Source organism: Pseudomonas sp. FP2309 (genome assembly GCF_030687575.1).
Lineage (GTDB): Bacteria > Pseudomonadota > Gammaproteobacteria > Pseudomonadales > Pseudomonadaceae > Aquipseudomonas.
Genome location: NZ_CP117439.1, coordinates 2,376,611 through 2,388,753 on the forward strand (window position 1 = coordinate 2,376,611; position 12,143 = coordinate 2,388,753).

The following is a 12,143-nucleotide window of genomic DNA, read 5'->3' on the forward strand; positions in this document are numbered from 1 at the left end:
CCCAATCGGTGTCGCCGCATCGTGTGCAACTCAGCGCGTGCCGAGCAACGAATGGCTCAGGGAATCGATCAGCGAGGGCTCGCTGACAATCGCTTCGTGGTCGCACGCCAGGGGCATCGACAGGGCCAGGCACTCTTCGCCCAACGCGGCTTTGAGCTCTGCTTCGAGCAGCTCGACCAGCGCCGGCGACTTGTCGTGTCCGGCCCACCAGCAGTGCAAGGCGACGTTCAACGGGCGATAACGGAAGTCCTGCGCCAATGCTTCCAGTTTCTGGCTCACGACTTCGCCCAAGGCCAGTTCACGCTCACCAAGCAACAGGCTTGCCATTTGAGTCGGGCTGTCCTTGAGCTGCTGTTTTGCCCAGTCGATAAAGCGTGCCTGCTTCTCAAGCTCCGGCAGTTGTCGATAGTGCACCTCTGCCGCGTCAGCCTGTTCGGGGAATAAACGCTTGAACAGCTCCAGCGCATTGCGCGCCGGGGCTGCAGGCGTGCCGTGCCGGGCCTGCACCGCCTGCCAGAAGACCTCGACCGAGGCCGGCGGCGGCGCGTCGATCAGGCCCAGGAAGGCCACCGTATCGCCTGCGGCTTCCAGGCGGTGGGCGACTTCCATGGCCAGGTTGCCGCCCAGTGACCAGCCGGCGAGGGAGTAGGGGCCCTGGGGCTGGACATTGCGGATAGTGGTCACATACAACTCGATCATGTCGGCCCAACTGATGTCCTGCCAGACGCCGTCGAGGAAGGCTTTGCAGAGCACGCCATAGACAGGCGATTGCTCGCGCAGCGCCATGGCCAGGGGTTGGTAGCTGTGGACCATGCCGAAGATCGGATGGAAACAGAACAACGGCGGCTGCGGGCCTTGATGCGGGTTGAGGCGCACCGCCAGCTGGGTGGACGGCGTTTGCAGGTTCCGGCACAGCGTTTCAAGGTTCGGGTAGCCCATGAAATCATGCAGGCTGAGTCGGCTGCCGCAGGTCTGGTTGATCAGGCTGACCGCCTGCAACACCAGCAGCGAATGGCCACCCAGTTCGAAGAAGTTATCCTGCAAGCCCACCGACTCAACGTTGAGCACGGTTTTCCAGATCTGCGCCATTTGCTGTTCCAGCGCGGTACGTGGCGCAGCAGCAGGCGCCGTCACGCTGACGTTCTGCGGCGCGGGCAGGGCCTTGCGGTCGAGTTTGCCGTTGGGCGTCAGCGGCAGTCGGTCCAGAATCACCCATTGCCCAGGTGCCATGTACGCCGGCAATTGCGCCTTGACGTGATTGCGCAGCACCGTGAGCAAAGCGCTTTGTTCCATCGCGCGTGCGGCGGCGGTTGCCACCACATAGCCGACCAGCTGTTTGCCGGTTTGCCCGTCAATTGCCATGACGACTGCTTCGCGAACCCCTTCACAGCCCTGCAGGCAGGTTTCCACTTCACCCAACTCGATCCGGAAACCGCGGATTTTCACTTGATGGTCAATGCGGCCCACGTACTCCACGTTGCCCTCGGCGTTGTAGCGCGCCAGGTCACCGGTGCGGTAGAGGCGTTCGCCGCCGCCCACGAACGGGTTGGGCACGAAGCGTTCGGCGCTCAGGCCGGGGCGCTGGTGATACGCGCGGGCCTGGCCGATGGCACCGCCAATGTACAGCTCACCCACGACACCCAGAGGGGCCGCGCAGAAGTCTTTGTCCATCACGTACAGGCTGCGGCCGGGCAGGGCGCGACCGATGGGAATGCCGTGTTCGGACAAACTCGCAGGGTTCAGGTTCGAGCACTCCAGGGTGCTCGACACCACGGTTGCCTCCGTCGGGCCATAGGTATTGAGCAGGCGCACCGAACCCAGGCCGGCGGCCTGCCAATGACGCAGGCCTTCAACCGACATGGCCTCGCCGCCAACGTGGACCTGGCGCAACCGCCCATAACTGCGCGGGCCGGCTGCCGCGCAATCCATGGCGAACAGGTGCCAATACGCGGAGGGAAGGTCGGCAACGCTGATGCCGTGGTGCAGGATCTGTTCATAGAACGTTGTGGTGTCCCACACGCTTGTGCCGCGCAGCACCACGCGGGCGCCACGGCAGAGCGGCGGGTAGAACTGTTCGACGAAGCCGTCAAAGCTGAAGGTTGCAAACTGCAGCACACGGTCCTCGGCTGTTAATTGCGAATACTCGCCGGCAATCTCACAGAATTCGCTCAGCGCGCCATGGCTGATGGCCACGCCCTTGGGTTGACCGGTGGAACCTGACGTATAGATCACATAGGCGAGGTTCTGCGCCGTCACGGTATGGGGCAGGTCGGCGACGCTGAAGCCCTCCAGCCCGTCGCTCAGGTTCAGCGTGTGTACCGAGGCGGGCACCGGCAACCGGTCCCGTAAGGCATCTTCAATCAACAGCAGTTTCAGGCCGCTGTCGGCAAGCATGTAGCTGAGGCGATCCTGGGGGTAGGAGGGATCCAGCGGCACGTAGCCGGCGCCCGATTTGAGAATCGCCAGCAGGCCGACGGCCATGTCCAGCGAGCGCTCCACCGCCAGGCCCACCAACTGGTCCGGTCCGGCGCCGCAGGCGCGTAACTTGCCGGCGAGCCTGTTGGCCCTGGCGTTGAGGGCGCCATAGGTCAGTTGCGCGTCGTCGAGCACAATCGCCACGGCGTCGGGTGTCTTTGCCGCTTGAGCCTCGATCAATTGGTGAGCGCACAGCTGGGCGCTGACGTGGATCGCACCGCCCTCGGCATGGCTGATCAGGTCGCGCTGGTGCGCATCGCTGAGCACCTGCAGGTGTCCGAGCGCCTGCTCCGGGTGCGTCTGCATGCGCAGCAATAGCGTGTCCAAATGCTCGGCGATGTGCTGAACGGTCGCCGGGGCGAACTCAGCGAGCGCATATTCGAAGCTCAGCGACAGCGTATCGCCGAGGGAGACGGCCAGGGTCAGCGGGTAGTTGGTCTGCTCGAAGTCCTTGACCTCGCCAAACACCAGTCCAGCGGGGGCGGCTTGCTGCAATGCCTGCGCCACGGGGAAATTCTCGAACACCAGAATGTTGTCGAACAGTGCCTGGGCGCCCAGCGGCGAAAGCGGCTGAATCTCATGCAGCGGCATGTGTTCGTGCTCGCGCAGGTTCAGGTTCTGCGCCTGGATCTGTGCCAGCCACTGGCTCACGCTCTGATGGGGTTGCGGCGTGGCCACGATGGGCAGGGTATTGATAAACAGCCCCAGCTGGCTTTCCACACCGGGCAGATCCGCCGGGCGGCCAGCCACGGTGGCGCCGAACGCCACGGTGTCCTGGCCGCTGTAGCGGGCCAGCAGGAGCAGCCACGCGGCTTGCACCACGCTGTTGAGCGTGACCTTCTGGTCCCGGGCGAATGCTTCCAGGGCCGCCGTTCTGTCGCGGTCTAACCGGTGCAGGTGCACGCCGTGGGCGTGTGCCTCAGACTCCCCAAGGGCCTTGCCGCCAAAGGCACTGGCCAGTCGGGTTGGCTCCGTCAGGTCCTGCAACTGCCGGGTCCAGAACGCCTGGCCTGCTGCGCGGTCCTGGTGTTGCAGCCAACGGATGTAATCCTTGAAGCGTCCGGTCAATGGCGCGAGGGGCTGGTGGGCGTAGGCCTGCAACACTTCGCCCATCAGTTGGGAGTTGCTCCAGCCGTCCATCAGGATGTGGTGGCTGGTGTAGATCAGGTGGTACGCGTGTTCATCCAGGCGCACCAGGATCAGGCGCAGCAGCGGGGCCTGCTGCAGGTCGAAGCCTTGCTCACGGTCTGCCCTGGCCAGGTCCTCCAGCGCGCCGTGCTTGAGGGGCTGATTACGCCAGTCCAGCTCGCGCACCGGCACGCTCAGGTGCTTGTGCACACACTGCAACGGTTGAACCAGCCCGTCTTTCCAGAGGAAGCCGCTGCGCAGAATGTCGTGACGTTCGATGACCGTTTGCCAGGCGCGTATGAAGCGCGCCGCGTCCAAACCCTCAATGTCGACGGCCAATTGGTTGACGTAGGTATCGCCACGCTGTTCATACACCGAATGAAACAGCATGCCTTGCTGCATGGGCGACAGCGGGTACAGGTCATCCAATCTGCGGGCGTCCACCGCCAAGGTGTCCAATTGCACTTGGGAGATGTTCGCCAGAGGGAAGTCCGACGGCGTGACCGCACCCGCCTCGGGACTCAGGCAATGGCGGATCAGGGCGTGCAGTTCGTCACGGTAATCATCGGCCAGTTGCTGGATGCACGAGGCGTCGAACATGTCGCGGCTGAAGGTCCAATTGAGCTGCAATTGACCGCCGTAGACCTGGCCATTGATGCTCAGCCAGTTATCCAGCGGCGCATTGGGGTCCTGATTGTCGCCGCTGTCTTCGGGCGCGGGGCTGAACAGGGCGTCTTCATCGAAGCTCTGGTCGAACTGCCCCAGGTAGTTGAACGTGATGCGCGCCTTCGGCAGGGCCGCCAGGGTTTGTTGGGTCTGCGCATCGCCGAGGTAGCGCAGCGCCCCGTAGCCAATGCCTTTGTCCGGCAGGCCGCGCAGTTGCTCCTTGATCGCCTTGATGGAGTCCGGCAGGTGCTGGCCTGGGGTGAGCTTGACCGGGAACACGCTGGTGAACCAGCCCACGGTGCGGGTCAGGTCCAGTGCGTCGAACAAGTCTTCGCGGCCATGCCCTTCCAATTGGATCAGGGCCGACGGGGCGTGGGTCCAGCGGCAGATCACCCGCGCCAGGGCGGTCATCAGCAGGTCGTTGACCTGGGTGCGATACGTCGCCGGCGCTTCCTGCAACAACTGTCGGGTCAGCTGTGGGTCGAGGCAGGTACTGACGAATTGCCCCTGGCTGCCGGCCAGGCTGGCGGTGCGGCGGGCGCCTGGCAGATCGTCACTGACGCCCTGCAATTGGCGTTGCCAGTACTGCATCTGCTCCTGCAACGCGGTACCGCGGGCATATGCTTGCAATTGCTCGGCCCAGGCCTTGAAGGCACTGGTCTTGTCCGGCAGCCGAGGCGCCTGGCCTTGCAACAAGGCGCTGTAGCTGGTTTGCAGGTCTTCCAGCAGGATGCGCCAGGACACGCCATCGACCACCAGGTGATGCGCGGTGAGCAACAGGCGCTGAGTGCCGTCTTGCAGGTCCACCAGCAGCGCACGCAGCAGCGGGCCTTGTTCCAGGTTCAGGCTGCGTTGCGCCGCGTTGCAGGCTGCGAGTAACGCCTGGCTGTCGGCGGCCTGGCGGTGCCAGAGCAGCGCGTGCCCGGTGCTGTCGAACGGGCGGTGTGCGGCATGCCATTGGCCGTCCTGCACAGTGAAGCCCAGGCGCAGTGCATCGTGGTGGCGCAGCAACTGTTCCAGCGCCTGGCTCAACGCCTCGGCGTTGACCGGTTGGGATGGCATGAGCAGGATCGATTGATTCCAGTGCTGGCGCTCGGGCACCGTCTCGGCAAAAAACACATGCTGCACCGGCGTCAGCGGCGAGGCGCCTTGCACCGGTCCTTGGTCCTGCGCCTGCGTGTCGATGGCCTGCGCCACGCCGGCCAGCCCGAGAATCGTCTGGTGCTGGAACACGTCCTTGGGCGTCAGGCGAATACCTGCCTGACGGGCACGGCTGACCACCTGGATCGACACAATCGAGTCGCCGCCCAGTTCAAAAAAGTTATCGGTGAGGCCGACTTGCTCGACCTTGAGCACGTCTTGCCAGATAGCGGCCAAACGCTGTTGGGTGTCGGTCTGCGGTGCCACATAGGTGTGCTGGGTGACGCTCAAATCCGGGGCGGGCAGGGCCTTGCGGTCGAGTTTGCCATTGGGTGTCAGCGGCAGGCTGTCCAGCAGCACCAGGTGTCTGGGCAGCATGTAGTCCGGCAGGCTGGTCTTGAGGTGGTCCTTGATCGCGGTGCGCAGCAGTTCCTGCTCGTTGGCGCCGGCGTGGCTCAGGCGTGGGTCCAGCGGCAGGATATAACCCACCAGTTGCCGGCCGGTGGGGCCGTCCATCGCCAGCACCACGGCTTCACCCACGGCCGGATGGTCTTGCAGGCGTGCCTCGATTTCGCCCAGTTCAATGCGGTAGCCGCGGATCTTCACTTGATGGTCGACGCGCCCCAGGTACTCGGTAACGCCGTCGGCGCGCAGACGCACCAGGTCGCCTGAGCGGTACAGACGCCCACCGTGACTGAACGGGTCCGCCACAAAGCGTTCGGCGGTGATGTCCGGGCGCTGATAGTAACCACGGGCGAGCCCTTCGCCGCCCAGGTACAGCTCGCCGGCACTGCCCAACGGCACGGGGTTGAGGTCGCTGTCGAGCACATAGGCGGTGCGCGCGCCGACAATTTTGCCGATGGGAGCGTAGGCGGCCTGGCAGCTCTCCTCGCGACCGGCTTTCCAGATCAGCGGGGTCACGACGGTTTCGGTGGGGCCGTAGCCATTGATGATGAATTGCGGGCGCAGCACGCGCTTGACCAGCTCGAAGCTCGCGTTGGGCACCGCATCGCCGCCAAAGCAGTAGATGCGCACCGGCGGCGGTTCGGGGAAGTGTTCCGCGTACTCGGCCAGTTGTTGCAGGTACACCGGTGGGAAGGCCACGACACTCACCTGATACTGGTGCAGCGCGGCGTAGGTCTGCTCCACCGACCACAGGCTGTTGTCGCGGATCAGCAAGCGGCCGCCGTGGGTCAGGGTGGTCAGCCAGCGTTCATGGGCGCCATCGAAGGCGAACGACATGAAGTGCAGTTCACAATCCTGGGCCGTCATGCCATATAACTGGCCGATGGCCTGGCAGTGCATGCTCAGCGGGCCGTGGGCCACGCAGACCGCCTTCGGCCGGCCGGTGGAACCCGAGGTGTAGATCATGTAGGCCAGGTGCTCGGGTTCGACCCGGCATGGCAGGTTGTCTTCGCTGTAGGCCTGCAGCCGAGCACTGTCCTGGTCGATGACCAGGCAGGTGACCGTGTCGGGAATCGGCAGCACGTCGAGCAGATGCTGTTGGGTCAGCAGCAGCGCAATGGCGCTGTCTTCGATCATGAACGCCAGGCGCTCGCGCGGGTACTCCGGGTCCATCGGCACGTAGGCGCCACCGGCCTTGAGAATCGCCAGCAGGCCCACCACCATGTCCATCGAGCGTTCAAGGGCGATGCCCACCAGCACTTCTGGCTTGACGCCCAGTTCCACCAATTTGTGCGCCAGGCGGTTAGCCCGGCGGTTGAGTTCGGCGAAGCTCATGGACTGCGTGCCGAACAGCAGCGCCGTTGCATCGGGGGTGTGCTGCGCCCTGGCTTCAATGCTTTGCTGGACACAATCACCATGGCCGCCGGTGTAATGGCTCCGGTTGAAGTCCTCAAGCAAGGTGCGCTGTTCGTCGGCGCTGAGCAGCGGCAGCTCGCCGATGGATTGGGCCGGGTCACGGCACACCGCCTGCAGCAGGTTGAGCCAGTGACCGCTGATACGCGCAACCGTGCCTGCATCGAACAGGGCCGTGGCGTAACTCAGGGTGGCACTCAAGCCCTGGGGCTGCTCCAAGGTATTGAGGGTCAGTTCGTACTGGGCGGTCTGGCGTTTCCAGCTCAGGTTCTTGACCTGCAACCCTTCGATCGCCGGGGCCACGCCGGTCTCTTCGTATTGGTGGTTGAGCATCACCTGAAACAACGGGCTGTGGCTCAGGCTGCGCTCCGGTTGCAGCGCCTCCACCAATTGCTCGAAGGGCAAATCCTGATGGGCCTGGGCGCCCAACGCATTGGCCTTGACCTGCGCCAGCAACTCATTGAACGGCATCCGGCTGTGCAGCTGTGCCTGGAGCACCTGGGTGTTGACGAAAAACCCGATCAGCCGTTCGGCCTCGGCCCGCGTTCGGTTCGCCACGGGCACCCCGACGCGAATCTGTTCCTGGCCGCTGTATCGATGTAACAAGGCTTGGAACGAGGCCAGCAGCACCATGAACAGCGTGCAGTTTTCGCGTATTGCCAGTTGCTTGAGGCGGTGGGCCAAGGCTGCATCAATGGGGATTTCATGATCGGCTCCGGCCTGGTCCTGCACCGCCGGGCGCGGTCGGTCGGCCGGGAGTTGCAACACTGGCTGCTCGCCGCCCAGTTGCGCCTGCCAGTACGTCAGTTGCCGTTCCCGCTCGCCGGCCTCCATCCATTGGCGCTGCCAGGCGGCGTAGTCGGCATATTGCACGGCCAGCGCCGGCAACTGCGCCACCGCACCCTGCCTGTGCGCCTGATACAGGGCGATCAGTTCCTCAATCATGATCGGCACTGACCAGCCATCCGAAACGATATGGTGCATGGCGACAACCAGCACATGGTTATCCTCGGCCAGTTGCAACAGGCTGACCCGCAGCAATGGCCCGCGCTCCAGGTCGAACGGCTGGCTGGCCACGCGTTCGACGAACGTCTCGATCCGTAGCGGCTGGTCCTCAAGCGCCACGCCCTCGGCGTGCTCCATCTGCAGGTTGAACGCCGCAGCAGGGTGGATGACCTGCACGGCCTGGTCCTGGTCCTGGGTGAACGTGGTGCGCAGGCTTTCATGGCGGCTGATCAGCGCCTCGAAGCTGTGGCGCAAGGCGTCGATATCCAACGGGCCCTGCAATTGCAGAGCTGCCGGAATGTTGAACGCGGTGTTGTCGGGGTCCAGTTGCCAGAAGAACCACAGGCGCTGTTGGGCGTAGGACAACACCGCCGGCTCCTCGCTGTGTCGCTTGAAGATCGGGGCAACGTTGTACAGGTTGATGCCCTGGCGCTTGAGCAGTGTCGCCAGCGCCTTGCGCTCTTTGGAAGACAGCGAACCGACGGACGCTAGTAACTCTTGCACGCGAAAATTCCTTATTGGGAAATCAGATCTTCAATGTCGTCACTGGACAGGCTCTTGAGCAGCGCCAGGGTCCTGGCCAGTTCGTCCTGCAGGGGGTTGGCAGCGGCTTGCAGCGCCTCGACTTTTTCGGCCAGCTCAAGCAGATGCTCGGCACCAAACAGCTCGCGGATCGGCAGCTCCACACCCAACTGCTCACGGACCCGCACCACCACTTGCGTGGCCAGCAGGGAGTGGCCACCCAGCTCGAAGAAATTGTCGTGCAGGCCAACCTGCTCGACTTTCAACACCTCCTGCCAGATCAGCGCGAGACGGGTTTGCAGTGCGGTTTGCGGTGGTACGTAGTCGCTGTGGGCCATTGAAGGGTCTGGCGCGGGCAGGGCGTTACGGTCGAGCTTGCCGTTGGGGGTCAGCGGCAACTGAGCCAGCAGTACCCAGAACGTCGGCTGCATGTAGTCCGGCAGGCTGGCTTTGAGCTGGGCCCGTACGTCCGCCAGGCGGGCTTTCTGGGTGTCCAGGTCGGCGTCGGCCAGAGTCGGGTCGGCAGGCACCAGATACGCCGCCAGTTGCTTGCCGTTAGCGCCGTCCAGGGTCACCACCAGCGCCTCACGGACCTCGGCGCAATGCAGCAGGCGTGCCTCGATCTCACCGAGCTCGATACGGAAACCGCGGATCTTGACCTGATGGTCGGCGCGCCCGATGTACTCGATTACCCCGTCGGCACGGTAGTGCACCAGATCGCCCGTGCGGTACAGGCGCCCGCCCGGTTGCGGGCCCAGGGCATCCAACACGAAGCGCTCGGCGGTCAGCGCCGCACGGTTGTGATAGGCGCGAGCGAGCAACGGGCCGCCAATGTACAGTTCGCCGACCACCCCCGCCGGCACCGGCTCCAGGTTGCCATCCAGCACGTACAGGGTGCGGCCACCCAAGGGCGTGCCGATCGGCATCAGTGCCGGCAGTGGCCGCGCCCCGCACACGTACTCGGCGCAGTCGAGGAAACTGGCGGTCACGGTGGTTTCGGTCGGGCCATAGGTATTGAGCAGGCGCACATGCCCGAGCCCGGCCTGGGACCACAACTTGACGCCTTCCGGTGGCATCGCCTCGCCGGTGGCGCTGACCTGGCGTAACCGGCCGTAATCGCGGGGGCCCTTGCGCGCGAATTCCTGGGCAATCAGGAACCAGTACGCGGTGCTCAGGTCCGCCACGGTCATGCCATTGTCGATGACTTCGCGGTAAAAGCTCTCGCTGTCCCAGACCTCATTGCCGCGAATGATCACGCCCGCACCGACACACAACGCGGGAAACAGCTGCTCGATAAACCCATCGAAGTTCAGCGACGAAAACAGCAGCACGCGATCCTGTGCGCTCAATTGGAAGTAGCCGATGGCGACATCGGTATGGCCGGTGAGCGCCTCATGGCTGATGTCCACGCCCTTGGGCATGCCGGTGGAGCCGGAGGTGTAGATGACGTAAGCCAGGTTCAGTGGGCTGACCTGGGTGAGCGGGGCGTCGCCGGCGTAGCTGGCAAGGTCGGCGGCATTCAGGTTGAGGTTCATCACCGCGATGCCCTCCGGAATGCTCAGGCCCGAGCCGATCGCCGCCTGGGTGAGCACCAGGGCAATCCCGCTGTCCTGCATCATGTGGCGCAGACGGTCTTGCGGATACTCCGGGTCCAGCGGCACATAGGCGCCACCGGCCTTGAGGATCGCCAGTAAGCCGATGACCATTTCCATCGAGCGCTCAAAAGCCACGCCGACGCGCACATCCGGCCCAACCCCCATGGCGATCAAGCGGTGAGCCAGACGATTGGCCTGTTGCTCAAGCTCGGCGTAGCTCAGGCGCGCATCGCCCAGCAGCAGCGCGATCGCGTCCGGCGTCAAGGCCGCCTGTGCGCTGATGCGCTGATGCACAGGGAGACTGTTGATCGCCAGTGCCGGTGGGTTCCAGTCCTCCAGGATCAGCCGACGCTCCACCGGGTCGAGCAACGCCAGGTCGCCCAGCGCCTGTTCCGGCTGCGCGCTGATGGCTTTAATCAGGTTCTGCCAATGCCCGGCCATGCGTTGCACGGTGCTGGCGTCGAACAGCTCGGCGTTGTATTCAAGGCTGGCGTAGTAGCCCGCCGGGCCGCTGCCGGCATCGATCGACAGGTCGAACTTGGCTTGGGGCAAGTCGCTGTCGATAAACGCCAGTTCAAGGTCGCCCAACTGGAATAATGTCGCGGTGTTGTCCTCGACCCTCCAGTTGAACAGCGTCTGGAAAATAGGCGCATGTTCGGCACTGCGCTCAAACGACAGGTTATCCAGCAGCAGTTCGAAGGGCACATCGGCATGCTGCAAGGCCGCCTGTGACTCCTTGCGCAGGCGGCGCAGCAACTCGACCGCACTCATGCGTGCGTCGAGGCGCGCGCGGTAAACCTGGGTGCTGACAAAACACCCCACCAGCGCCTGGGTCTCTTCCAGGTGGCGCGTCGCGTTGGGCACGCCGACACAGAAATCCTGCTGGCCGCTGTAGCGGCTGAGCAGGATCTGCCAGGCCGCCAGGAACACCACGAACGGCGTGATGCCTTCGCGTGCGCACAGCGCGTCGACCTGCTGTTTCAGCACAGCCGGCAGTTGGATATGACAGTGGGCGGCGGGTTGGCCGGTGGTCTTCAGGCGTGGCCGGTCGGTGGGCAGTTCGAGCACCGCAAAGTCATTGCCCAAATAGCTGCGCCAGTAGGCGATACCGTGTTCCAGGCCTTTTCCGCTGGCCTGAGTGTCGCGCTGCCACTGCGCATAATCGGCGTATTGCACCGCCAGCGCGGGCAACGGGTGGTGCTCGCGGGTGCCGGTGCTGATGCGGTACGCCTCGCACAGGTCCTGGACCAGGATCGCGTTGGACCACGCATCGGAAACGATGTGGTGCATGGTGATCAGCAGCGCGTGTTCCTGTTCGTCCAACTGCAGCAGCTGCGCGCGCAGCAGAGGCCCTCGGGTCAGGTCGAAGGGCTGCGTGTTCTGCGCCTGGATCCGTTGATCGAGCAGGGCCTCGCGCTCGGCGGCCGGGTAGGCGCGCAGGTCCTGGCGATCCAGGCGGAAGCAGGCCTGCGGATCGACTTCCTGGAACGGCTGACCATTGATCTCGACAAAGCGGCTGCGCAGGATCTGGTGGCGCTCGATCACCTGCGCGAGGGCGCTTTCCAGGGCCTCGGCGTGCAGTTGCCCCTTGAGCCGAAACGCGCGAGGCAGGTTATAGGCGCTGCTGCCGGCGTCGTATTGCTGCTCGATCCATAGGCGTTGCTGCGCATAGGACAACGGCGCCGGGCGTGTCGAGTCGCGTGGGCTGATGCGCGGCGCGGTGGTCTCGTCGCCCAGCAGAAGGGCCAGCAGTTCGTCGTCTTGAATATCGTCAGTGGCAGTCATTGCAGGTCT

At 64.3% G+C, this 12,143-nt stretch carries 2 protein-coding genes; both read right to left on the minus strand.

Going from position 1 to position 12,143, the window contains the following annotated elements; genetic code table 11:
• Positions 1 to 30 precede the first annotated feature (30 nt).
• Positions 31 to 8,736: a non-ribosomal peptide synthetase gene (locus tag PSH59_RS10890; RefSeq protein WP_305395025.1), complete on the minus strand. Its 8,706-nt coding sequence runs from the start codon at positions 8,734 to 8,736 to the stop codon at positions 31 to 33.
• A gap of 11 nt (positions 8,737 to 8,747) precedes the next feature.
• Complete coding sequence (locus PSH59_RS10895) at positions 8,748 to 12,134, minus strand: amino acid adenylation domain-containing protein (RefSeq protein WP_305395026.1); 3,387 nt, start codon at positions 12,132 to 12,134, stop codon at positions 8,748 to 8,750.
• Positions 12,135 to 12,143 lie beyond the last annotated feature (9 nt).

Bases quoted from the DNA above. Each gene is read 5' to 3' on its own strand.
- PSH59_RS10895 (WP_305395026.1), bottom strand. From the start codon at position 12,134: ATGACTGCCACTGACGATATTCAAGACGACGAACTGCTGGCCCTTCTG.